General features: G+C 51.9%; 19 protein-coding genes. 6 read left to right on the top strand and 13 right to left on the bottom strand.

Going from position 1 to position 23,999, the window contains the following annotated elements:
- From fabD to SH449x_RS02190, 4 genes are all read right to left on the bottom strand, one after another.
- The gene (fabD, locus tag SH449x_RS02205) at nt 1-912 is read right to left on the bottom strand and encodes an ACP S-malonyltransferase (RefSeq protein WP_482379685.1); all 912 of its coding nucleotides are present in this window, start codon (nt 910-912) and stop codon (nt 1-3) included.
- A 46-nt stretch (nt 913-958) separates the two neighbouring features.
- The gene (rpmF, locus tag SH449x_RS02200) at nt 959-1,141 is read right to left on the bottom strand and encodes a 50S ribosomal protein L32 (protein ID WP_482379684.1); all 183 of its coding nucleotides are present in this window, start codon (nt 1,139-1,141) and stop codon (nt 959-961) included.
- 150 nt (nt 1,142-1,291) lie between these two features.
- Complete coding sequence (locus SH449x_RS02195) at nt 1,292-2,638, bottom strand: beta-ketoacyl-[acyl-carrier-protein] synthase family protein (RefSeq protein ID WP_482379683.1); 1,347 nt, start codon at nt 2,636-2,638, stop codon at nt 1,292-1,294.
- 152 nt (nt 2,639-2,790) lie between these two features.
- Complete coding sequence (locus SH449x_RS02190) at nt 2,791-3,816, bottom strand: methyltransferase (protein WP_482379682.1); 1,026 nt, start codon at nt 3,814-3,816, stop codon at nt 2,791-2,793.
- A 381-nt stretch (nt 3,817-4,197) separates the two neighbouring features.
- Here SH449x_RS02190 and SH449x_RS02185 point away from each other — a divergent pair, with 381 nt between their 5' ends.
- Nucleotides 4,198-4,491 carry a transposase gene (locus SH449x_RS02185; protein WP_482379681.1) on the top strand — a complete coding sequence of 98 codons (294 nt, stop codon included), beginning with the start codon at nt 4,198-4,200 and terminating at the stop codon, nt 4,489-4,491.
- Between the two features lie 1,006 nt (nt 4,492-5,497).
- On the opposite strand, the gene SH449x_RS02180 is transcribed toward SH449x_RS02185, so the two are convergent.
- From SH449x_RS02180 to SH449x_RS02160, 5 genes are all read right to left on the bottom strand, one after another.
- Nucleotides 5,498-5,935 (bottom strand): flagellar basal-body rod protein FlgG, encoded by a 438-nt coding sequence (locus SH449x_RS02180; protein ID WP_482379680.1) that lies wholly within the window; start codon nt 5,933-5,935, stop codon nt 5,498-5,500.
- Between the two features lie 146 nt (nt 5,936-6,081).
- A complete protein-coding gene (locus SH449x_RS02175; protein ID WP_482379679.1) occupies nt 6,082-7,047 on the bottom strand; it encodes an RHS repeat domain-containing protein in 966 nt (321 codons plus the stop codon).
- Between the two features lie 355 nt (nt 7,048-7,402).
- Nucleotides 7,403-8,020, bottom strand: coding sequence for a tyrosine-type recombinase/integrase (locus SH449x_RS02170; protein ID WP_482379678.1), 618 nt, complete (start codon nt 8,018-8,020; stop codon nt 7,403-7,405).
- Entirely contained in the window at nt 8,017-8,367 is a 351-nt protein-coding gene (locus SH449x_RS02165; RefSeq protein ID WP_482379677.1) for a site-specific integrase, read from the bottom strand. Before SH449x_RS02165 ends, SH449x_RS02170 begins: the two co-directional genes overlap by 4 nt.
- A 400-nt stretch (nt 8,368-8,767) precedes the next feature.
- Nucleotides 8,768-10,774 (bottom strand): hypothetical protein, encoded by a 2,007-nt coding sequence (locus SH449x_RS02160; protein ID WP_482379676.1) that lies wholly within the window; start codon nt 10,772-10,774, stop codon nt 8,768-8,770.
- 362 nt (nt 10,775-11,136) lie between these two features.
- Here SH449x_RS02160 and SH449x_RS02155 point away from each other — a divergent pair, with 362 nt between their 5' ends.
- Complete coding sequence (locus SH449x_RS02155; RefSeq protein WP_482379675.1) at nt 11,137-12,081, top strand: IS91 family transposase; 945 nt, start codon at nt 11,137-11,139, stop codon at nt 12,079-12,081.
- Between the two features lie 732 nt (nt 12,082-12,813).
- On the opposite strand, the gene SH449x_RS02150 is transcribed toward SH449x_RS02155, so the two are convergent.
- Both SH449x_RS02150 and SH449x_RS02145 read right to left on the bottom strand, forming a co-directional pair.
- Nucleotides 12,814-13,950, bottom strand: a complete 1,137-nt coding sequence (locus tag SH449x_RS02150; protein ID WP_482379674.1) for a hypothetical protein — start codon at nt 13,948-13,950, stop codon at nt 12,814-12,816.
- Between the two features lie 31 nt (nt 13,951-13,981).
- Nucleotides 13,982-17,014 (bottom strand): RHS repeat domain-containing protein, encoded by a 3,033-nt coding sequence (locus tag SH449x_RS02145; RefSeq protein WP_482379673.1) that lies wholly within the window; start codon nt 17,012-17,014, stop codon nt 13,982-13,984.
- Between the two features lie 327 nt (nt 17,015-17,341).
- Between SH449x_RS02145 and SH449x_RS02140 the strand changes: the two genes are divergently transcribed.
- From SH449x_RS02140 to SH449x_RS02125, 4 genes are all read left to right on the top strand, one after another.
- Nucleotides 17,342-17,605, top strand: coding sequence for a hypothetical protein (locus tag SH449x_RS02140; RefSeq protein ID WP_482379672.1), 264 nt, complete (start codon nt 17,342-17,344; stop codon nt 17,603-17,605).
- A gap of 181 nt (nt 17,606-17,786) precedes the next feature.
- Entirely contained in the window at nt 17,787-18,722 is a 936-nt protein-coding gene (locus SH449x_RS02135) for an Rpn family recombination-promoting nuclease/putative transposase (protein WP_482379671.1), read from the top strand.
- A gap of 35 nt (nt 18,723-18,757) precedes the next feature.
- On the top strand, nt 18,758-20,230 hold the full coding sequence (locus SH449x_RS02130; RefSeq protein WP_482379670.1) for an RHS repeat domain-containing protein: 1,473 nt from the start codon (nt 18,758-18,760) through the stop codon (nt 20,228-20,230).
- A 150-nt stretch (nt 20,231-20,380) separates the two neighbouring features.
- Complete coding sequence (locus tag SH449x_RS02125; protein ID WP_482379669.1) at nt 20,381-20,680, top strand: hypothetical protein; 300 nt, start codon at nt 20,381-20,383, stop codon at nt 20,678-20,680.
- A 1,084-nt stretch (nt 20,681-21,764) separates the two neighbouring features.
- On the opposite strand, the gene SH449x_RS02120 is transcribed toward SH449x_RS02125, so the two are convergent.
- Together SH449x_RS02120 and pheA are read right to left on the bottom strand one after the other, a co-directional pair.
- Complete coding sequence (locus SH449x_RS02120) at nt 21,765-22,694, bottom strand: putative 2-dehydropantoate 2-reductase (protein ID WP_482379668.1); 930 nt, start codon at nt 22,692-22,694, stop codon at nt 21,765-21,767.
- Nucleotides 22,695-22,742: 48 nt separating this feature from the next.
- On the bottom strand, nt 22,743-23,846 hold the full coding sequence (pheA, locus tag SH449x_RS02115) for a prephenate dehydratase (RefSeq protein ID WP_482379667.1): 1,104 nt from the start codon (nt 23,844-23,846) through the stop codon (nt 22,743-22,745).
- Between the last annotated feature and the right edge of the window lie 153 nt (nt 23,847-23,999).

Below are 23,999 nucleotides of genomic sequence, written 5' to 3'. Positions count from 1 at the left end.
CTAATCGCCAAAGCACTCGCAAGGCATCTTGCGATTGATCCGCTTGAGCGTTCCCGCCAGTACGCGACCGGCTCCTATTTCATAAAACTGGTCGACACCGCTCTGAAGAAGTGTCTGCAATGACTGTTCCCAGAGCACGGGAGAAACCATCTGTCGCCCCAATAGCTCTGCAATTTCGCCGGGATTGCTGTGGCACGCTGCGTCGACGTTGGCGACGATCGGGAATCGCAAATCACTGAATTTCGTATTTTGGATCGCCGCGCTCAGGCGGGTCACTGCCGGTTCCATGATCGCCGTATGAAAAGCCCCGGCAACGTTCAGTCGAATAAACCGGCTCGCTCCTGCGTCAGTGGCTATCGCCTCTGCGTCATCCAAGGATCCCGAATGGCCCGATATGGCAATGTTTCCAGGGCAGAGTAAATTAGCGACCTGCAATATTTCTCCTGGGCGGCGAGCTTTATCGCAGATCTCTTCCACCTGAGCCCGCTCGCAACCAAGAACGCTGGCCATGCCGCTCGGGACAGCCGAAGCCGCCTCCTGCATTGCGACCCCACGCTCTTTCACCAACCTTACGCCATCCTCAAACGAGATGGCACCCGCACAGCACAAAGCCGAATACTCGCCCAAACTCAGACCCGCTACCGCTGTGACCTGCCCCTCAACCTCAGGGTGCAGGTAAAACAAATCCGCCAACGCAGCCATCGAATGAACGAATAATGCTGGCTGACTATTGTTTGTCAGATGCAACTGATCCTCTGGGCCCTCGACACATAGCTTCGCTAAGTCGAGCCCAAGAATCTCCGACGCGGTCGCGAAAAGATTTCTAGCGACATCGCTCCGTTCCAGCAAACCACTCCCCATGCCAACCGTTTGAGCACCCTGGCCGGGGAAAAGCAAAGCGATGTTAGGCACGGTTGGTCTTAACTAAATGGTAAAGCGTAAACAGCAGGAAAACGAACTAGTTATCGCTCATTTGAACGACATTTCGTCCCATGTAGAAACCGCACTTGCCACACACGTGGTGCGTCAGCGCTACGTTTCCGCATTTCGGACAGTTCATGACCTGACGTGGTTTTTTGAAGTGGTGAGCTCGCCGCTTTCCGGACCGGGAATTGCTATGTCGTCTCTTTGGGACTGCCATCTCTCGTACTCAAATGTTATAAGGCAAAATTAATGGTTTTAGGGACCGGAAAGGTACCGGCCCCCCTGAATTCTGTCAAGGCTCTACGACTACCAAAACACAAGGGTTTTCTTGCTTTCGAAACGATCTAAGCTGACCGCCAGCCTGTCCTTAGCTAGCAAACCTGCTGACCAGCACCCCTGCCGCTTGCCCCTGGCTGGAATAAGACAAGCTAACAAAGGCAGAGCCTGGCTTGTCGCCCGGTTTTGCGGCCCTGATCGGACACTCCGGGTCGACATCTGCGTGCCCTGCCAGCGGAAATAGAGTGTCGTTCTCTAGAGCTAGGCAACTTGAGATCAATTCGACAGTCCCGCTACCTGCACCGATATTTCCAAATAAACTTTTCGCGGCGGTAACTACTGGAGCAGAATCTCCTGCGGCATCGAGAATTCCCGCCGCCTCGGACCGGTCGTGATCGACCTCGCTTTTTCCACAAGCGTGAATGTGCCAGTTGCCAGCCGAAAAGTCGACTCCAGCAGCTGTTCCGCGAGCCATTAAATCTGACAAAACATTCTTCGTTGCCACACGAATGCTATCAAGCTTCTTTCCGTGCAACTCGTCGCACACAGCAGACCCTGAGCCCGCGATGACCTCTCCCCAGATTTTGGCACCACGCTGCTTAGCATGTGCCAACGACTCGAGAACGATCGCTCCGGCTCCCTCGCCCAAGACTCCCCCCGAACGACGAACTCCAAAGGGACGGGACATCAAGGCGGGATCAGAGTCATTCGCAAGCTGCTCCGATATGGAAAAATGAATCGCACGTAACGGCTCAAGCCGCGAACCGGTCGCTCCAGCCAGCATAACATCCGCGACGCCCCGGCGTATGGTTGCCACCGCCTCGGTTATCGAAGCGGCACTGCTCGCCTCGCGAATGGTTACGGAATTGCTAGGACCCCGTAAATCGTTGTAGATGGCGACATGGCTGGCTGGCATATTTGGCAAATATTTGAGTAGCCACAGCGGATTGACCTGGGGGCGCCCCGTACCTGGCCACGCTGGCATTCGGAAATTCTGGTCACCATCGCAACAAGCCTTCACCCCATCAGCAAATTCTTCGGGACGAGTCAAAATGTAGTCGCTACCGTACACGATCCCCGTCCGATCAGGATTTCGAGCAGCAGGATCGGATAGTCCACTGTGATGCAGAGCCAACTGACACGCAGCAACCCCCATCTCAATCTCGCGGCACATCACCTTTTGATTCTTTTTAATGGCTCGCTGCAGCCCTTTCTCCAAAGGCCCAAAGTCACCGATGTCCCCAGTGAAACATTTGGCCTGGCCGCCATATCGGACGGTTTGCCCCTCAGCGGGCAAACAATCGAGAGCTGTGATTCCGCTCACACCCTCCGTCAAATTCTTCCAGAACGTGTCCAAATCCCGTCCGAGCGGGCAGACGACACCCATCCCCGTGATAACAACTCGTTGATGTTCAGGCAGCCCTTGGTGGTCCGGCATTATGGTTGATGTGCAAGCTAGCGAAGGAATTGGAAGTACTGAAGATCGATGCTAGAAGCATAACGCTCCTTCTGATTTTTACAACCAATTCGACGTGACTGGTCATGGCTGCCGGGGAATTCGCTGCGCACCTTGGCCGACCAGGAAAAAGGTTACCGTCGGAAAAGCAGCCCACTACGCATGGCACCCGATTCAACTCGATTTTCATAGGTAAACCCTAACTCCTGTGCCCAGCCGATGATCTCGCGATCGGAGTAGCAACGCCCTTGCGTTACGTGCATGAGCAAAATGGAATACTCAGCCACATGCAACGGTCCGGACTTGTCTTGGTTGAGAAATGTGTCATGCACGATTAGCAAACCGCGTTCCTCAAGGCTTTCCCAAGAGCGACTCAATATGTCCTTTACTGCCCCCTCATTCCAGTCATGCAACACGTTGGAGAGCAATTGAACATCAAAGCCACCTGGCCAACGATCTTCGAACAAATCCCCGACCACCGTCGACACCCTGTCTGAGTAGCCGCGCTCCTGAATCGCTTGACTCGCGATCCGATCCACGGGGGATTTTTCCAAAACGGTTGCCGACAAGTGTGCGTGATGCGCGCACAGGGAACAAGCGTACACGCCTGAACCGCCAGCGATATCGAGCAACCGGCGTTTGTCTGACAAGTCGACTTGTTTCGCTAAGCCCTGTGCGAGAAACACACCTCGACAATCCATCATTTCGGTGAACTCTCTCGCAAACGAATCTGACTCCATGGCTTTGTGCCAGTCATCATGGTTCTTGCGGCTGGCAAAGTTCGCCGGCTTGTCAGTCCGCAAACACTCGAGCAAATCGTTTGCTATTGGTCGGTCCGATGTGGGGGGAAAGTAAGGGCCAATATACCATGGTGATCCTTTGACCAAGAACTCATTGGCAGCCTCCGTCGTCTGAAATACTTCCCCGGTACGAACTAACCAGCCGCTTGCCACGAGAAAAGTGGTTAGTACATCGGCAGGTCGTTCGTGTATGGCAAATTCATCGCACAAAGATTCCAGCGACATCGGCTTTTCAGCAAGCTTCGAAAACAGGTCCAGCCCCTTCAATGCAACGATCAGCATGTCGCTTGCATACAGAGCATCCCGATGACGGAAAATCGAAGTGGGATCGCTCACTGGGACCTTGGTCAGATCGAACACGGATTTTTCCTATTTCTATTTTAGTGACTTGCATACATCGACTCGGAACAAGTCTAATCGGTTTCCTGGCCAGCATCCATAACCATTGGCAACTGTGTGCTGCACAGTGGCCCCGTTCGGGTGGCACGCCCAGAGGCTCTGCTATTCCGTCCCTTGCTTCGGTCGTAGAACTTGTCCAATTCGTACCGAATTGAGATCGTAAATACCTGCTTGGATAACTGTCTGATCTCGGTCTGTATCTCGCTTCCCGCAACTAGCCCTGCATCCCGCCCATTTTGCCTAATTATTGTACCCCGCCTCATGCTTTGAGATGTCTTCTAGGGGACTACTGACACTCTTGTGCAAGCGAACCCGTTCTTTCGAATCGCTTAAAAAGTTCTCATGGAATCGTGTGCCAAGCACTTCGGCTGTAAACCAGGCATTCACATCACGCTCCACACCTGGGGCCAACGAATGCTAATGCATGTTCACGTCCATTGCATGATGACCGCCGGAGGCATCGATCTCAAGACCTGCCAATGGATCGATATCCCAAAAGGTGCACCAGCCGTGAATCCCCAGGAACTGGCAGCTCGGTATGCTGTAACAAGGCTCTGCGCAGTTACAGCAGTCACTCTCCCTTCAAGGGAGAGTCGAGCGCAGCTCGGAGAGGGTGAAAGGCACAGCATCGCATAACGGCCACGACTAGTCAGCGATTCCTAAAGCACTCTCCCCTCGTGATCGTCCCTCCACTCTGGTCCTCCCGAATTCTTCGGGAGGGTGAATAAGAACGCAACTCACGCTGCAGGACTGGTGGTACACGAGCCAAGAGTTCGCATCGATCAGCGAACTTCAAGTTGGCGAGACGATTACCTGCTCACAGTTAGAGTGCTCATGCACTCATGTAAGCAGCTTTGAGTTGATCGAGAACGCCTCCATTCCGACCTCGTGTCGGTGGAGCGATGACTAACAGGCTAGCAACGCATCCCCCAATATATTCCTCCCCCTTCCCTTCTGTCTCGCCGCAGGCGAGACAGAAGGGAAGGGGGGGGAGAGCGTCGTGGCTAGCTTGTTAGTCGTGCTTCCACTGAGATGAACTCAGTGGAGAGCAAATGACCGAATTCGGTGCAACAAAGTGCTCGAAAACGGTCTCTAGCGGCTCATCTAAGCATCGATCGGAACTGTAGGAAATCCAAAACACCGTTGGAAATCCTATAGGGAAAAGATTGGCTTTCTTTCAAACTTCCCACTTCACCCTTCAAACTTCTTCCGCCCGTCCGCAATTGGCGGAGACCTTACTGACTAAGCCTATCTCTTATTCTGTGAACGCCACCATCCGACCTTGTGTCGGTGGGGCGATGACTAACAGGCTAGCAGCGCATCCGCCCATTATATCCCCCCCCCCCCTTCCGTCTCGCCTGCGGCGAGACGGAAGGGGGGGGGGTAGGGAAGAGTCCGTCGTAGCTAGCTTGTTAGTCGTGCTTCCACTGAGTGAACTCAGTGGAGAGCAAATGACCAAATTCGGTGCAACAAACTGCTCGAAAACGGTCTCTCATGGCTCGCTTGAGCGTCGCTCGGAACGGTAGGAAAACCAAAACCCCGTTGGTAATCCTATAGGGAAAAGATTGGGAAAACGGCAAATCAACCCAAAGGGACCAACTGGCTACCAGTCCGCAATTGGCGGCAACCTTACTGACTAAGTCTATCTCTTATTCTGTGAACGCCAACCACTCAATACGATTGCTTCCGCCTGCACACCGAACGATTCTTTTGATGGAGGCACATCTGAGGCAACAACAGTAGCAAGCAAAGGCCCCAGAAGACGCCCAGCAGCGAAGCGATTGCAATCAATCTGACCGACGCTAACCAAAGATTCCGCTCCCTCCATCTTGATCAGGACGTTACCCTCTAAATCGACTTCATATGACCTGGCGCCAAATGGGATCAGCACAGGCGGATTGAATGGAATGTCTCCCTCGTTGGTTCGCAGAGCAAGCTCTCCGTGCGATAAAACGCAAAGCATGCCACTTCGAACATAGACTTCCTCAGAATCTCTCATGAGAGAGAAGTACGTGTTTCCTGTTGCAACAAGATCCAGTTTCGACCCTGTCTCAGTAAGGCGATTTTTAAAATCTGTCAAGGCGAGGTTTTCTTTTGCAACTGACACACAGCCAACTGTTAGTGCAGCAGTAACTACTAATAATGATGTTGCAAATCTTTCGACCATACAAGTCTTACATTCCATTTCCATTAACTCTCCATTCCGTCTTTTGATGGTTTACTGCATTATTTAATGTCGCTATCTTTGTCGATGATTCTTGGCCCAAAGCCATTAGTGGCAAGACCGGTAGTCTTCAAACATTCTGCGTTATTACCTTTGTCACTGTGATACCAGAATGGAACAGGAAACATATAGTTGACGTATTTATCCTTGTTTTGCGAATCGAGCTCCCAAGGTCTGGGGACACGGAAAGTGCCCTTTTGATATGATGTAGTAGTCCTTCTATAGGTGTCGAAAGTCATCGAGCCATCTTTTTCTTTGCAGCAAATCACTGTGTAGCTCTGTATGCGAATTACGTAATGAATTTCTTGGCGAGGGTTCGTTTTCCGGGTGCGACGTCTTTCTATTTCAGGAATATCTTTATTTTTTCGCTTATCCACTTTAACCCATTGGTCAAAGTACTCATCAATTTCAGAATCTACTACGCTATCAACTAACATGCCGCCTCCCTTAAAAGGAGTCCCGCCACGTTGCTTACAATCCGCACACTCTCCGCTTGGATCGACGCAATCCATCAGACCATTTACAAGAATCGCATTGAGATTCATTCCATCACCGTAACCAATCGGATCTCTCCCCAAGAACCTACCTGCGAGCGGGCTCATCCATCTTGCTCGGAAGTGATGGAGGCCAAGCGTGGCGTCCCATTCTCTACCGGTGTATGTATATCGGTTACCCAGGGCAGAACTCGTAAGCACAGATCCACTGGCGTTTAGAATCGTAGGTTGACCGTATGCAGTGTACGCGTAGCGTTCGGCGACCGCACCGGTCGACGTGGTCATAGCGGCGATGGAGTACTGTTGGTTGCGATGGTAGCCTAATGCAACTTCGGTGACCGTTGTGGTTTCTAATGTAGGTACTACAGACGCGGTGAAAGAGGTGGTCAGCGAGTCGATAGAATCCAACGAGGCATCGAATGGCAGCGATGCGGAAGAGGGGGCTTCGGAGGTGATGGTCGGGTGATTCGTCATGCCCGAATTGTAAACGGTCCAAGTGGCGGATTGGTAGCTGATTTTTGGGATTTTTTTCGGTCCGATTCCGTCATGACTTGGGGGCCTGCCCCCAAACCCCCGGGATTTTAAAGGCATGGCTCGGAATGTCATCTTTTTGGTTTCCCAAGCTATGAAAAAGAAGGCCGTCACAAGGCTTTGCGAAGTGACGGCATTCACTCTCCCTCGAGGGAGAGTCGAGCGTAGTTCGGAGAGGGTGAGAGGCACAGCATCGCATTTAAGGCCCGACTAGTCAGCGATTTTAAAAGCACCCTCCCCGAGTGATCGTCCCTCCACTCGACCCTCCCGAATTCTTCGGGAGGGTGAATATGGATTTCTACTTGGGGCGTTGGTCGGGTTTGGCGGGGTGGGTGGCGTCGTGGACTTGACGCAAACGATCGATCGTGACGTGCGTGTACACTTGTGTGGTGTTGAGACTAGCATGCCCCAGCAACGTTTGCAAACTCCTTAAATCGGCCCCGTTCTCTAACATCAACGTCGCAGCCGTGTGACGCAACACGTGACAGGCTCCACTCTTGTTGATCTCAGCGGATTCTAAGTAACCACGCACGAGCTGTGATAACTGGACAGGTGATATCGGCTTGCCCGTGGTCCCGAGAAAGATGCGATCGCTCTCCTCAGGCATCGGACCTAGCCGCTTTCTCCCATTGCCTGCCAACAACCAAGGTCGCACTTCGAGTAGATACTTCTCTAACCATTCCAAGGCTCTTACTCCCAAAGGAACGACGCGGTCTCGTTTCCCTTTCCCTTGTCGGATCATGAGCAACCGCCTTGAGCGATCAATATCGTAAAGTCCCAAGGCCAATAATTCATTCCTCCGAATGGCACTGGAGTATAGGATCTCGAGAATAGCGCGGTCTCGGATACCGATCTCTTGCGTGGTGTCGGTCTGATTGAGCAGCAACTCAACCTCTTCGACGGTTAAGTAGTTCATCGGCAGTCGCACTTCTTCCTTAGGTAGCTCCAATCCCACGGCGGGATTAAATGCCAAATGGCCTTGCAAGCAGCACCATTGCAACTAATGCGCGACGGCGGATAGATACGAAGCTTGGGTGGCGCTGCGCAGTGGCTTCTTGGTGCGTAAGTTCTCTTGGTGTACAGATTCCGCTGATAGGCGGCGATCAAATCGGGAGTCACGGCATCGAGTCGCTCGATGGAGCGATCTTGCAGCCACAGGCAGAAACGATTCAAGGAATGTTGTCTTCGATCGATGGTGGCTTCGGACCAGTTCTTCACGCGAAGATCTTCAAAATAGGCAGCCAGTAACACAGAAAAATTCATAACAGGACTTCCTTCAAGGAAAGAGGATGACAAAGAAAAAAGAAACGAAATGCTTCGGTGATCGCATTCACCCTCTCCAAACGAAGTTTGGGGAGGGTCAGCCCGCGTCAAGCGTGGCTGGGGAGGGGCTCTGCACGGTTGGAAGGCCCGACTTGCTGCCCTCCCCGGCAATCTCGCTTGCGGCTCGGTTGCCGACCCTCCCAAATCGCTTCGCTGGGAGGGTGAATAGGGCAGCCAAGCCTCACCTGTGCGTATGAAGCTATGACGCAAGCAGTGAGCGCAGTCTCACTTCCCAACAAACCACGAAGAGCGACGCAACTCCTATTAAGCAAAGCAGTTGCGTAAAAAAGAGGCCCCCACGAAGACACCACAAAGGGGGGACGAACTTGGCACCAACTCACTAGATACGCAGTTCGTAGACGTAAGTGGAGCCTTGTCGACCGCGATGAACCACAACATGTTCCAAGCCGATCAATCGATCAAGATGAACTCGCAGTTGGTTATCGCTCCAACCACCCGCTTCTCGAAACTCGCGGCGAGTAAATCTCACTTCTCGCGGAGTCACAGCCAATCGTTTCGCTCGCTCCTCGACAAACCTGCGCAGTTGCTCCAAACAATTGTGCGTCTGAGGGGACATCTCGGATTGGGACTGCGAAAGCAGCTTCTCCATGAGCCTGGTAGCCAGATCAATATCCGATTGAGTGACTTCGATCGATTCGGTCCCGTCCTCTTCCGTGACGATTGTTCTCTGATGCTGGTGCAAAAGAGCCACCGCTTGGATGAGCGTCAAATATTTGGCATGATCTCGGCGATTGCGAGTTCGTTCAAAACTAAACTCCATCGATTCGACGAGCGGATTGTAAACTCTTAGGGGGTGGAGCAAACGCTGCGCATTGCGATGCAAGGCTTGAAGATCGCTCACGGCCTGTCTTTGCAAGAAACCCTGCTTGGTCTGCCCGACACGTTGCCGTTCCTGAATAGCACGCGTCTGTTCCCGTGATTCGTCGACCGAGAGAATCAAGCAACGATTGTGGAGCTCTTCGTCGATCTCGTGACGTGTGGAAGTGAGCATGAGCTGAATAGGACCACGAACCGTATAAAGCTGCGTGGCGAGCCGTCCATCTGCCCCTTTGGCCACCGTAGCATGCGTTAACTGCCCCTCGCTCTGTAAAAGCTTCAAAGCGTAAGCCGCTTCGGCAAGCCCGTGGTCTTCGCTGATGGCCAGCGTTTTATGTTGAAGGCTTTGGGAATCGAGATAATACAACGATTGGGAAGACAGATTGCTCAGCCGCAAACAGTCTTCTTCGGGTACCAAATTCAAAATCGCGTCGACCAAGGTGGATTTACCAGCCGAACTGGAGCTTTGCACGAGAATCGCCAAAGGGCTTTTCAGCTTGCGAGAAACGACCGCTAGGTACGCGGCCAGTTTATTAAACGGTTCTCCGACCATGCCGCATTGGTCTAAATCGCGAATGATGCGGGCGATGAGATCGGGATCTTGGAGCAAGAGCATCGCTTCGCGATGCTCCTCCGGGGTTAATTCCACGGGCTTGGTGATTCCCTTGGCCGCTTCGATCTGACGATTGCGCAGCTCTTCGATGTGACTCAGGACAAAGCCAATATCTCGCTTGACGGTCTCTTCGTCGCAGTAGAGTTCTAAAGCGGTCACTCTTTGGAAACTAGCTCGTGACGGAGCTTTGTAAAGATCGACCGTATCGACATGGATGAGTTCTTCCCGGGAGGCGGTGATATTGACCTTGAGGGAAAGGGACGACATGTTACGTTCTAGGCCTCGGATGCGATAGCGGCGATCGCCACGCGTGATGACGACGGCGTTGGCTTCGACGACGATGTCCAGGGGAGTGGGGACTGGGGCAGCGATCGAAACAGGAGTTTCTGGTACCATCGGCGCAACAGGCTCTTGAACAGGCTTCGGTGTTTCGGCTTGAGGAGGTTTTACTTCCCGATCGGTAATCTTGCTCTTCCCAGAGCCTAAAACGATGGCTGGTTCCTTCTTACTCTTGGGATCGACTCGATAGCCTTCGATGCCCGTGATGGCTCCTGTTTCATCCACCAAAGGAATGGTCACGCAGCCTCGCAATGTCTCGCGACCGTTCTCTTTATAGATCCCTAATTCCATGAGTCGCGAGCGAATCTCGCGACCAGCTTTAATCCGATTAGAAGGTAATTCTTCCCCCAAGTTGCGATCCGCAAACCCAATGCCAAGTGCGTGAGCTTGTTCCATCGAGAGACCAAGTCGCTCTTCTAAAAAGGAGGCTAAACGGGTGACCTCTTTCAAAGATCGCAAATGCTCGGCGTAGACGGTCGCTGTCGTGTTCCAAGGAGACGCTTGAAAGGCTTCTAAGCGGGGGAAAGCGGTATCGAAAGTGCGAGATGGCTTCAACATGAAACGTGGCTCCCAAGAAACAACAAACAGAAGACTCCCTTTAAGAGAAGCGACAACGCGATAGGACTCGCAAGAGCCAATCAATGAAAATCAAAAAAGAATTTTTAACGGGGTGCGTCTATGAGGCCCCATCGTAGTGATAGAGTTCCCTACAATGACGGTGTCGTAGACACATACATCACCCTCCCCGTGGGAGGGTCGAACGCAGTTCGGGGAGGGGAGTCAGGCATCTACGAATAACAGGCCTCTTAGGAATTCAGATCACTTCGCAAAATGGAATTGGCTCCGGCATGAGACAGCGTAAGCCCTCCCCGAGTGATCGTAAACTCCACTCGACCCTCCCGAATTTTTTGGGAGGGTGAATGACAACTCAAACGCTATCCGCATCCCTCGAACATCGGTTGCCACCAGAACCAAAAGGCAATGTACTGGCGACGCTACGTCGGTATGGGCAAGGCTTCCTTTACGATTCCAGCATTCCACGCCACGCCAGACGATCGCTGGACAAGATTCTAGGATGCCGGACCGGGGAATACGGCTCCAGCGTCTTTGATTGCAAGGCTTGTTCTGGAAAACGCATCTTGTACTCTCCTTGCACGGATCGCCATTGCCCCAATTGCGGGTGGCTCAAACGCAAGAAATGGCTTGATACGGTGCAATCCTGGGAACTGGATACCAAATACTACCACATCGTCTTTACCGCTCCCCATGAGCTCACGGAGTTCTTTGAGAACAATGCGGCCGAGTGCTACAACCTGTTCTTTCGAATCGCTTTAAGAGTCCTCATGGAAGTGTGCGAGAAACAATTCGGCTGCAAGCCAGGTGTTCTCATCACGCTTCACACCTGGGGCCAACGGATGCTCATGCATGTTCATGTCCATTGTATGATGACCGCCGGAGGCATCGATCTCAATACAGGCCAATGGATCGATATCCCGCATGATTCCCCAGCACTGAATCCACAAGAATTAGCAGCCCTCTTTAAGAAGAAGTTCGTTCGGTCTCTGAAATTCCACAAGAAGTGCGGACGATTCGACCTGAGCCATCTCCTCGAAGACGAAAGCTTCGACGATTGGTTAGCACCCATCGCGGCTAAGAACTGGATCGCCGATGCGCAGATTACTCCCGATTGCTTAGCCACCAAAGAACAGTGTTCGGTGTATCTATCGGAATACGTCCAAGGGACCGCGATTAGCGATACCAGGATGGTAGAAGACGACGAAGAGCAATGCTGTAACAAGGCTTTGCGCAGTTACGGCATTCACTCTCCCTCCGAGGGAGAGTCGAGCGTAGCTCGGAGAGGGTGAAAGGCACAGCGATGCATAACGGCCCCGACTAGTCAGCGATTTCAACAGCCCCCTCCCCTCGTGATCGTTCCTCCACTCGACCCTCCCAAATTCTTGGGAGGGTGAATAAGAATGCATTCATTCTCCCTCGAGGGAGAGTCGAGCGTAGCTCGGAGAGGGTGCAAAGGCACGGCGATGCATATAGGCTCCGGCTGGTCAGCGATCCTAAAGCCCCCTCCCCTCGTGATCGTCCCTCCACTCGACCCTCCCAAATTCTTCGGGAGGGTGAATAAGAACGCAACTCACGCTGCAGGACTGGTGGTACACGAGCCAAGAGTTCGCATCGATCAGCGAACTTCAAGTTGGCGAGACGATTACCTGCTCACAGTTAGAGTGCTCATGCACTCGTGTGAGTAGCTTTGACCTGTCGATGGTCCAATTACCACTTCCGGAGAATTAAGTGCATTGCAACGAAAGAAACAATGCCCAAACTTCTGTGAAAGTTGCAATCCTCATGCGACCGCGTGGATCGTATTCGCCGAAAGCCAAAATCCCTCTTTTAACGACCAAATTCGGTGCAACAAAGTGCTCGAAAACGGTCTCTAGCGGCTCGCTTGAGCACCGATCGGGACGATAGAAAAACCAAAACACCGTTGGTAATCCTATAGGGAAAAGATTGGGAAAACGGCAAATCAGCCCCAAGAGACCAACTGGCTACCCGACCGCAATTGGCGGCAACCTTACTGACTAAGTCTATCTCTTACTCTGTGGACTACATAATTCTTTCCATCGAATATGGTTTAAAATTCTAGCTTGAATTTCCGGTTCCAACTTCGACCAGAACGAACTACTAGCGAAGTGACCAAAACGAGAAATACCAATGATTTCTTTATGCTTCAGCTCGTCTACTGCGGTAATATAATTGAAAATGTCTTCGTATAGACTTCGCTCTGAGGCTGCCGCCAGAAGTGCTGCTGAGTTACCGCGGTTATTTAAAGGCTTGGACGCGATGCTTTTCAGTCGAGATTTTATGAACTCGTCATCCTCAAACCGTGAGGCGAGATAGGACATCTCACCTAACCTACTGCTTTCCAGGCCCTTGGTTGATTCGACGATGACTTTAAGAACTTTATACTGTTCCTTAGCAGGGAGTTTATCTCCTACCGTTTCACGAGAGGCACAAAAAGCAAATCGGAGTAGAAACTGGTCTTGAATCTCAGATGAATCGGATAGCAACTGCATGAGCTCTTCCTCTGAATCCGGGATGACTCCACTCCCACTAATGTGGTAACCTAATAATAGCTCCGCCCAGTCCCTACTTAAACCAACTCTTTTCGCAGTTTCCTCTGCTTCTTGAAAAAAAACGGCCCTTCGTCGTAGGTATTCGGAATCTAGGATCTTGGTAACGATTGATTCCTCGAGCTCAAGCGGCAGAACCATGTCGGATTTCCCAAGCGATGTAGCAATCGTTAGTAGCTCCGTTGCGATTTCCTGATAGGATGCTGCATCTATTTGGGCCAGTTTGATGTACTGAGATGACAAGTCAAATCTATTTCCCCATGCGCTGCATTGCACAGCCCATGAGATCATTTCCGGTGTGCGGTTAATCCTTAAGAGATTGCTTGTAATTTCGCCGCTGTGATAAATTACATCCAAGTGGATCATGTGCCTGCACAAAAGTTCTCTTTCTTCTTCAGTTATTTCGCTGATGTAAGAATCAAACTCCTGTGATTTACCCTCCAGAAGTAAAACGCAACAAAATACGGCAGCTTCCTCGTTACCGATTGCTATGTCTCTAAAATTCAAAGCGTTTCGAGATGTAATTGCTTCCCGCGCCAAGACATCTTGAGTTATGCCGATCACGGCGATTATAAGAAAAGCTGGTAACATGACGGGGCCTCAGTAATTTCTAACATGTTTGCTATCTACGCTGCGGAGGTTTCGGAGGATGTGGATTGTTGCAGGCATCTCGTATTTTTTCGCAATGACTTTTCATGATATTGGTAGAACCCGGTGTGTTTGGAGCACACAAGTGCCGCGGTAACGGTCGTCCATTCTTACAACATGGACCATTAGTCGTAGCTTCACGACAGCGAACAATTGCATCCTCAATGAGTTTTCGCAACTTTTGTTCAATTCGAAGTCTTAGCCAAGGAGTTTTTTCGGTTATGTGGTCTATGCATTCGTGAAATGGACCGGCGACTTGGTTTTGAGGGGGAAGTCTACCACACTGATTGCGATTGCAGTTTGCGACCCCACATGCGCTCGATTTTAATAGACCATAGAATAATAGGTTACATGGTTTTCCTGGCGTTCCGGCATTGATAATTCCTCTAATCAGTGCATCAAGGGCATCATCTGCCAACCCTATCAAGTCGTCTGGTTTAATCGGTAGTCCACCTGGACCGACTAAATCCTCTAAATCGGTTTCCATTATGGCCTTTATGAGGTCCTCAAATGGCCCTAGCCATGGATTATCGTTTGCATCATCACCATATCGAAAAGTCATCAATCCCGAGGGATCTAGGTAAATAAGGGGTTTGCTATAGATAAACTGGGTGCGATTTGTAAATGTCATCGCAAAGAGCTGCAAAAATCCGTTTGATGTAGGTAGCGAAATCGGATCCCTTCCCAAGAACCTGCCCGCTAGCGGGCTCATCCATCTAGCTCGGAAGTGATGCAAGCCTAAAGTCTCATCCCATTCACGACCTGTGTAGGTGTATCGATTGCCAACGGCAGAACTCGTAAGCACAGTTCCGCTGGCGCTCGCGATCGTAGGTTGACCATACGCTGTGTAAGCGTAGCGCTCGGCGACCGCGCCGGTCGACGTAGTCATAGCGGTGATGGAGTACTGTTGGTTGCGATGGTAGTAATGGATGGTGCCACCGGTACCCGCTGCCTTGCGGACGACGGGTTCGTCGATATAGCTGGCATAGACGTATCGGTACAGCGGTGAGCTTGGTGCGTCGCCGTATCCGTAATCGGCAATCGTTTGCTGATCGTGCTGCACGAAGACGAACGAGCCACTGCTCCCCAGCCGTGCCACACGTCTTCCCAAAGCGTCATACTGGAACTCAACGTCTACGCTACTGTTGTTGCCGAGGTCGGCTGCTTTGAGCTTATTGTCAAAATCCCATTGAAGGCCGAGGGGTGAGGCTTGAGGGGTAAGGTTGGCGGGCAGGACGGTGATGTTGCCTTTGACATCGGTGGTGATGTTTTGGCCTGCGGCGGTAAGAAGCTCGTGCGTGGGGCCGTGGGTGCGGTTTTGTGCTGTGCCGTTGGTGGTGATGCTGTTCCAGTCGCCGACTGGAGTTAGGTTCCAAGCTTGGGTAAAAGTTCCGCTGGCGCGAGAATAGCCTGTGAGACGATCTTCGTCGTCATAGCTCGTGCCTGCTGAAGTGAACCCGTAGCCGCTCATTGTTCCGCCAATGGTCTCGGAAGTTTTGTTCTTGTTCGCGTCCCAAGTATAGCTCAGGTTGCCGATGGCAGTACCGGTTCCTCCATAAGAAATCCCCGTTAAAAGATTATCCGTGGAGTAGGTTCTGGTTTCCGTGACCCCGTTTCCAAGAGTTTCTCCGGTGAGCCTGCGACCGTCGTCGTAGGTTCTGGTGCTGATGGTGGAACCGTCCAGTTTGAGGAGGTGCAAGGCTCCAGTGTCGTGGTAGGTTCGCTCGGAGATGGAGCTGTCGGGATAGGTGACTTTGGTGAGTTCGCCTCGCGAATTGTATTCGCTTGTGGTGGTGTAGGTTCGGCTGGCGATGGCGAGGGATTCGGTGGCTTTCCTGCCGATCGGGTCATAGGTGTAGGTCACAGTATTGGAGTACCGACCGTTGACAGCCGTTAGCATGCGGCTGGCTCGGTCAAAGGTGAAGGTATCGGAATCGGCGATGGTTCCTGAAGGGCTGTTGACCCGGGTGCGGTAGTCTCGCTGCGTCATTCGACCTGCTAAATCGTAGAGATACGTCACGGTATCACCGAGTTGGTCTTGTTTGCGGAGGACCCGTCCGGCGTTGTCGTAGACGAAGGTGACGATGCCATAGGTGGAATCTCCCGGGGAACCGCCCGTGTGGTCGGGATAGGTTTCGGTGAGCTTGTTGCCACGAGCGTTGTAGGTGTAGCTGGTGGTCTGGGATTCGGCGTCGGTGAGGGAGGCCAATTGGCCTAGTGCGGTGTAAGTAAAGATTGTGGCGGCACTGATGCGGTCGGTGGTGGATTTGCGTCTTCCGCGAGCATCGTACGCGATAAAGGTGTTTTTGTTCTTGGCATCGATTTGTTTGATGGCGTTGCCTGCTTTGTCATATTCGGTCTTGGTGACGGCGCTGGCGGTGTCGGTTCGCTCGGTGTTGCGTCCCAGGGCATCGTAAACCATGTCGGCTCCGACATTATTGGGGTCCCGGATGGACAGTTGGTTTCCAGCAGGGTCGTAGGTCATGGTGGTGACTTTGCCCAGTTGATCGATGCTGCGTAGGGTGCGACCTGCACCGTCGGTCCAGGTCGAGGTGGTTTTACCTAGGGAGTCGACGCTAGTGGTGACCAGGACGGTTCCGAAGCCGCTCAGGCTGGTGGTGGCGTCGTGGACGGTGCAAGACCAGGTGGCCAGGGTATTGAGGGCGGTGGGGCCTGAACCTCGGTAATTGTTGAGTTTGCCACTCATGACGGTGCGGCCTGCGGCATCGGCGATGGAGAAGCTGATTTCGTCTTCGGAGTTGATGACGACGGTGGCGCGACCGGGAGCGGTGGCGCTAAAGGTGATGCCTGCTCCGCCGTTGGCGGTGGTTTGGGCTAGTTTGGCGATGGCGCTGGAGAGGGAGACGTTAAACGTGCCAGTGCCTCCGGTGCCCAGTTTGGGAACGGTGACTCCGCCTGAGCTATCGAGCCCGACCCCGTCGCAGCATTCATTCTCCCTTGGAGGGAGAGTCGAGCGTAGCTCGGAGAGGGGGCAAAGGCACAGCATCGCATTTAGGTTCCGACTGGTCGGCGATCATAAAGCCCCCTCCCCTCGTGATCGTTCCTCCACTCGACCCTCCCAAATTCTTTGGGAGGGTGAAGTACGAAAGGCATCTGCAGTGCCGTGTCCTAGGGGGTCGACGGAGGCGGATTGTTTGTCGCAGCAGGAGTCGTAGATTTGGGTCCAAGTGTTGGAGCCGTAATCGGTGCGGGAGAGTTGGCGGTTTCTGAGGTCGTAGGTAAAGGACTCTGTGGCGGCGATGGCGGAGCCGGTGGCTTCGGTGTGGGTGGCGACTAGACCACGACCGTTGTAGGTCCAGGTTTCTTTGGCTTTTTGGTAGCCTTCGGTATCGGTGGAGTCGAAGTAGCGTGGGGTGCGAACTTCGACGACGTGACCGGCGGCATCGTAATCGGTTTCGGTGACGGCGGCGATTCCTGTGCCGTAGGCGGTGGTCTTTTTGGTTTCGCGCCCTTGGGCATCGTATTCGAACCGGGTTTCGATGCCTCGCGCGTCGATGATTTGCGTGAGATGGCCGTCATCGTCTCGAATGGCATCGTGGATGATGTACGCTGCATTGGCAGCGGTGCTGCGGGTTAAGCTCCAGACGGCGGCGAAGTCAGCCAGGGTGTAGCCGGGGTGCGTGGCCTCCTGGCTTTGTCCGCTGACGAGAGATATTTCGGAAAATGTGGAACATCGGAGCTCGTTCGACTGCTATACTCCATTCAGGTTGGCTCCAGCTGATTTGGAGTTTCCTGTTAGTGCCTAAAAGGTGATGCCCATGTCCATGAAAATCGGAATCCGAGCTTGGATCGATTTCGCCTTTAAGAAAATTTTTGGTAAACATGGCAACGAAATCTGTCTGATTAGCTTGCTCAACGCTGTGCTTGATTTGCCGAATCCCGTTGAGTCGGTGCAGTTCCTGAATCCGTTTTCCATGAAGGAATTCCAGGAAGACAAGCTCATTTGCGTCGATGTCAAAGCGACTGATACCGAAGGGCGAATTTTCGTGATCGAAGTGCAAATTGCCCCTACGACCAGTTTTACCAAACGGGCTGTGTATTACGGTGCGAAAACCTATTCGGACCAATTGGTGTCCGGGCAAGGGTATAAGGATCTTAAGGCGACCTATGCGGTGTGTCTTTTGATGGGTACGATTTGGAAGGATGATCGGTTGCACCATCATTTTCGGATGACCGAAAAGGATTCGGGAGAGGTTTTGCTGGACGCGATTGAGATTCATACGGTAGAATTAGAGAAATACCATGGGACGCGAGAGTTGTTATCGACCGCGAGCGTTCTGGAGCAGTGGTGTTACTGGATCAAGTATTCACACGATCACAGTGAAGACGAATTGCGAGCGTTGTTACCGGGTCTGGCGTTTTTGCACGCCACCCGCGAGCTCAGTGAGATCAATGAAGTGATTGAGGAGAAGCATATGTACGATTCACGCGAAAAAGGTTACCTTGATTGGCAATCAAGCCTCGTGGATGCGAGGGAAGAGGGGCTGGAAGTGGGCCTCGAAAAAGGGTTAGAAAAGGGCCTCGAAAAGGGGCTAGAAAAGGGCCGCGAGGAAGGGGAAATCAAATTGATACGAACACTTCAGGACATTTTGAAGATTTCCGTTTCGGACGATTCTGAGTTCGAGGGAAAGACACTGACCGAACTACAGGCGATCACCACTTCACTTCGCAACCAAATTCATAAGCGTTCCTAAACAAGAACAAAACTTCCGAGACCATTGGCGGAACAATGAGCGGCTACGGGTTCACTTCAGCAGGCACGAGCTACGACGACGAAGATCGTCTCACAGGCTATGCTCGCGCCAGCGGAACCTTCACCCAAGCTTGGAACCTAACTCCAGTCGGAGACTGGAACAGCATCACTACCAACGGCACGGCACAAAACCGCACCCACGGCCCCACGCACGAGCTACTTACCGCCGCAGGCCAAAACATCACCACTGATGTCAAAGGCAACATCACCGTCCTGCCCGCCAACCTCACCCCTCAAGCCTCACCCCGCGGCTTGCAATGGGATTTTGACAATAAGCTCAAAGCAGCCGACCTCGGCAACAACAGTAGCGTAGACGTTGAGTTCCAGTATGACGCTTTGGGAAGACGTGTGGCACGACTGGGGAGCAGTGGCTCGTTCGTCTTCGTGCAGCACGATCAGCAAACGATTGCGGATTACGGATACGGCGATGCACCAAGCTCACCGCTGTACCGATACGTCTACGCCAGCTACATCGACGAACCCGTCGTGCGCAAGGCAGCAGGAACCGGTGGCACGATCCATTACTACCATCGCAACCAACAGTACTCCATCACCGCTATGACTACGTCGACTGGCGCAGTCGCCGAGCGCTACGCTTACACAGCCTACGGTCAACCTACGATTTGTAACGCCAGCGGATCTGTGCTTACGAGTTCTGCGGTTGGTAATCGGTATACATACACCGGTAGAGAATGGGACGAGACCTTAGGCCTCCATCACTTCCGTGCTAGATGGATGAGCCCATTGGCGGGTAGGTTTTTGGGAAGGGATCCGATTGGAGTGTACGCATTACACTTCAATACATTCGAGTTTGTGAGAGGAAATGCTCTTCGATCTCTGGACCCAAGTGGCTTATACGATTTCAGGGTCGAACCAGAACATGTGAATTGTGCAGGTTTTGCCCTAGGAAATGGTATCAGCATTCAACCAGGAGGCAGTGTGATGTCCATGGCAACTGCAATGGGTTTCGAATGTCATTTAGGAGTTTCCGCAGTAGACTGCAAGAGCAAGTGCGGTGATCGCGAATGTGCTCAGGGGTATCTTTACATTAACAAAGCAATTTCATCACAAAGCATGGAAAACCTCCATCAGTGGTTAGTGTATCTTTGTGAACAGTACAAGCAACAAGGTAAGCCTTGTAATGGCCCCGACGATTTTCTCAGGGTTCACTTTTTTGAATTACAAGAATGGCTTATGAGATTGCCCTGGTCTCCCAGTCCTCCATCGTATGTCATTGATTTTCACTTCTTAAGATGCACAGGCGATGTGTACACTTACCAACCCTGCCGTGCTGCCAAAGGATCGAAAAACGACAAATGCGACACCCCAATCCCGTGGGACCCGAAAAAGGATGGCCCGGATTATTTTAATAGACCTCAACTAATATCAAGGATGTGCTGTTGTCGCCCGGATATATATTTCCGTCCAGTCATGCCAACGAGGTACTAGATGATACTATCCGTCAAAGGAGTTACGATTATTAGGCTTAAAAACACATGTCGATTCCCTCACAAAAAAGTGTTTTGTCTTTTGGGTTCTTTCGTTCTCGTATTAGGTTGCGGCGACCCTGCAGAAGATTTGTCTTCTGAGATACAAATTTTGAACGTGGAGGTAAATGACGCAAACGAATTGAGAGTGGAAGAGGAATTGATACGTTTTGAGGATTTGAATGATGTCTTACACAGACGACTTGTGTCAAAAAGGTTCAACACAATTCACTACTATTCCGGCAAACGACTACTTGATCTAGATAAACAGGTTTCAGAAGTCCTTCGACATTTTGCCGATCACAACACGATCGAGTTGAAGTTCTTGCAAGCTATTGGTTTCGAGTTGGACGCAAACGGAAATTTTCATTTTCAAGGGAACATCGAACCGCCGAGCAACTTCTCGGAATGAATGGCACAGAATAAGAGATAGACTTAGTCAGTAAGGTCTCCGCCAATTGCGGTCGGGTAGCCAGTTGGTCACTTTGGGTTGATTTGCCGTTTTTCCAATCTTTTCCCTATAGGATTACCAACGGTGTTTTGGATTTCCTATTGTCCCGATCGAGGCTCAAGCGAGCCGCTAGAGACCGTTTTCGAGCACTTTGTTGCACCGAATTCGGTCATTAAAAGAGGGTTTTTGGCTTTCGACGAATACGATCCACGCAGTCGCATGAGGAATGCAACTTTCTCTGAGGTTCGGGCATTGTTGTGATCAATGCAATGCACTTAATTCTCCGGCAGTGGTAATTGGACCATCGACAGCTCAAAGCTACTCACACGAGTACACGAACACTCTAGTTGTGAGCAGGTAATCGTTTCGCCAACTTGGAGCTCACTGATCGACGCGAACTCTTGGCTCGTGAACCACCAGTCCTGCAGCGTGAGTTGCGGGATCCGGAGCTGTCGACTGGCGGCGAGTAGGATCTTATGGACCTTGTCATCCATCGTCGTGTAGATGTTACGGGCCGAATTGTTGTCGTATTTTTGGCCGAATTGAGACGGTAGAGTTTTAGACCTCTTTTCGGTGTGTTGGCCGAATTGTTGCGAATTTTGGAGAGGACCAATACGATGTCGCGGGCCAAGTCGACTCTCGTGGGACCAGTGCTGGTTGGCTGAATTGCAGTCGTAGTCCGACCAACGATTCCAGAGCCGAACGATTCTGTGTGTGTCCCAGCCGCATCTACGTAAAAAAAGTGCGATCGTTCGATTCGAACGATCACACTTCATGAGTCTTTTTGCGCCGTGGATTCTAGTCGCCGTGGATTCTAGTCGCCCACCGAGTGGGCCGACGGGGTACGACGCCCAAGTTCGCGCGCGTACTCCATTAACCACTTCTCTAAGATGCCCACGGCCGGTAGGAAGTCATGCCCCTGGATCATCATCAGGTCGATATTGTTGTAATTCTCCTTGCAACAGAAACAATGAGCTAAATTATTGCTCGGGTTGGAGACTCAGGGACGTGCCACCCATATTCGTGCCTGTGGTATCGAACTCCTTTATCGATGGTCCGCTAAGAAATGAAGCTGTTGATACATGGACTGGATGATCGGTGCTCGCACCCCTTTTTTAGCTGCCGCTCGAATGGCATTGCCGTATATGACTTCAACCTCGATCGGACGCCCTGCCTTGAAGTCGAGTCGCATACTGCTATCGTAAGGAACCATGTCGTCTGTATGTTCCATCATGTAGTCAACGAACTCCGGTTCGATGAAATGACCGCATGCGGTGGCAGTCTCGCGAACCTCATTCAATATCGATTTCGCCAAAGCTCTCGAGTGCGGATGCTTCATGATCTTATCGGTGCTCGAGTCGAGGATCACCGATAAACCATTAAAGGTCAAATTCCACATTAGCTTTCGCCAACGTGCCCAGGTAAGGCGATCAGTAACCTCGCACTCGATACCCGTTGCTCGAAAGATATCACGAATCGCAGTCAACCGGTCCATGGATGGCCCCGCTTCGTCGTCGTCCATACCTTGGTAAGGGCCCATGAGAATTTTGCCATAATCCAAGTGCCGAATATGTCCCGGCCCGACTTTGTTCGAGCAAAGGAAACAGCAGCCCCCCGCGACGCGGCCCGGGCCGACAACCTCGCGTGCCGATTGCTCGACATGCAAGCCGTTCTGCAAAACCAAAACCACTGAGTCAGGTCCTACCAAAGGTGGTAAAAGGGATGCCAGATGTTCATTTTGCGTGCTCTTTGTCGCCACGATGACGCAATCGCATTGTGGCATCGATTCGGGTGTCGTGTAGACGTTGACGGTTGGAAGATGAAAATCCCCAAGCTTGGTATCAACTCGCAACCCGTTAGCCTTTACGTATTCAGCGTCAGACCGCATTAAGAAGTGGACATCTTGGCCGCTTCGAACCAGAAGCCCGCCGTAGAAACCACCTAGTGCACCGGTGCCAACAATTGCAAATCGCATGAATATTTGGTTCGTTGAGGTATTGGTGTAAAGTTTATAAACATTGCCCTACCGCGTTCCCTTGGGGTAGGACCCAAGGACGCTAACTCGGAGGGACATTTTTTGCAATTCGGTGATCGCATCCTGGACCGAGTCTTGCGTCCGGTGCCCATCGAGCTCGACAAAGAAAAAATACTCGTTTAAGGAGCCTGGAATCGGGTATGACTCGATCCAGGTGAGATTTAAGCCTCGATCGCGAAAGATCAGCATCGAATCGGCCAGAGCACCTGGTTTATGCGGGACCTGAAACATGAGCGAGGTCTTGTCTCTGCCAGTCGGCAGCGCGTCCTGGTTGCTGATGACCGCGAACCTGGTCACGTTGTCTGGGTTGTCCTCAATGTCGGGAGCGATCAAATCCAGCCCAAGAGCGATTCCAGCATCTTTCGACGCCACTGCCGCCGCATGAGGAGTCGTGGCTGCAATTTGTGCCGCCACGGCCGTGGAAGCGACCTCGATCCATTTGACCCCTGGCAAGTGTTCCGCTAACCAAGCACGACATTGCGAGAGAGCCTGTGGCTTGCTGTATACGTCTTTGATCTCCGCACGAGAGCACATCGCCAGCAAGTTGTGGTGAATTGGCAAGTAGACCTCACCGCAAATATGAACCGACTTACGGACAAACATCGTTAAAGTGTCGACGATGCGTCCGTCGGTTGAGTTCTCTATCGGGACCACACCAAAGTTAGCGTGAGCTCGCTCGATCTCTTCAAAGACAGCACCTATCGTTTGCACCGCCTGAAGATGCTCCGCACCGAAGAATTTGCGAGCAGCAGAATAGGAATAGGAAAACTCTGGTCCCAGATACGCGACCTTTGTCTCTGTGATCACCGATTGGTGCGTCACTCCTGCGATATATGCCACGACGCGGTCGAGAATCTCCGATTTGCTTCGGTCGCTTGTAGAATGCGATGCCGTCCCCATCGTCTGTACACCGCGCAAACTAGCGGCTGTATGTTCTGCCAAGTTTCCGACAGAGTCCTGAAACGAGCACAGCAATGCCGAACGCTTCTCCACCAAGCTGCAAATCGCACCGTCGATTTCTTTTAATCGCTTGGATAATTCTGATTTTGATGCTGTCAAATTGGCGTTCCTCTTTTCAACTTCGATTCCCATGGGGTCTAAATTCTTCCTGCGTCGCAACTTTATTTCGCCGCAAGTCCTTGCTCAGCAATCTCTTAGCGTATCCCGAAACAATCGCCGCCAAGATTGGCACGGTGATTGCTGTATCGAGAACCCTACACAGCGAATTTGAAATTTTCGTCGTGA

Source organism: Brakhagea baltica, from assembly GCF_052161605.1.
Lineage (GTDB): Bacteria > Planctomycetota > Planctomycetia > Pirellulales > Pirellulaceae > JBKCUI01.
This window is presented reverse-complemented; position numbering and strand designations above follow the sequence as displayed.

What these genes read in the sequence shown, in the direction of transcription:
- SH449x_RS02165 (WP_482379677.1), bottom strand. Translation starts at nt 8,367, where the DNA reads ATGAATTTTTCTGTGTTACTGGCTGCCTATTTTGAAGATCTTCGCGTG.
- SH449x_RS02175 (WP_482379679.1), bottom strand. Translation starts at nt 7,047, where the DNA reads ATGACGAATCACCCGACCATCACCTCCGAAGCCCCCTCTTCCGCATCG.
- SH449x_RS02145 (WP_482379673.1), bottom strand. Translation starts at nt 17,014, where the DNA reads ATGCTGTGCCTTTGCCCCCTCTCCGAGCTACGCTCGACTCTCCCTCCA.
- SH449x_RS02185 (WP_482379681.1), top strand. Translation starts at nt 4,198, where the DNA reads ATGGAATCGTGTGCCAAGCACTTCGGCTGTAAACCAGGCATTCACATC.
- SH449x_RS02195 (WP_482379683.1), bottom strand. Translation starts at nt 2,638, where the DNA reads ATGCCGGACCACCAAGGGCTGCCTGAACATCAACGAGTTGTTATCACG.
- pheA (WP_482379667.1), bottom strand. Translation starts at nt 23,846, where the DNA reads ATGGGAATCGAAGTTGAAAAGAGGAACGCCAATTTGACAGCATCAAAA.
- SH449x_RS02130 (WP_482379670.1), top strand. Translation starts at nt 18,758, where the DNA reads ATGAGCGGCTACGGGTTCACTTCAGCAGGCACGAGCTACGACGACGAA.
- SH449x_RS02150 (WP_482379674.1), bottom strand. Translation starts at nt 13,950, where the DNA reads ATGTTACCAGCTTTTCTTATAATCGCCGTGATCGGCATAACTCAAGAT.
- rpmF (WP_482379684.1), bottom strand. Translation starts at nt 1,141, where the DNA reads ATGGCAGTCCCAAAGAGACGACATAGCAATTCCCGGTCCGGAAAGCGG.
- SH449x_RS02120 (WP_482379668.1), bottom strand. Translation starts at nt 22,694, where the DNA reads ATGCGATTTGCAATTGTTGGCACCGGTGCACTAGGTGGTTTCTACGGC.
- SH449x_RS02135 (WP_482379671.1), top strand. Translation starts at nt 17,787, where the DNA reads ATGTCCATGAAAATCGGAATCCGAGCTTGGATCGATTTCGCCTTTAAG.
- SH449x_RS02155 (WP_482379675.1), top strand. Translation starts at nt 11,137, where the DNA reads ATGACAACTCAAACGCTATCCGCATCCCTCGAACATCGGTTGCCACCA.
- SH449x_RS02160 (WP_482379676.1), bottom strand. Translation starts at nt 10,774, where the DNA reads ATGTTGAAGCCATCTCGCACTTTCGATACCGCTTTCCCCCGCTTAGAA.
- SH449x_RS02170 (WP_482379678.1), bottom strand. Translation starts at nt 8,020, where the DNA reads ATGAACTACTTAACCGTCGAAGAGGTTGAGTTGCTGCTCAATCAGACC.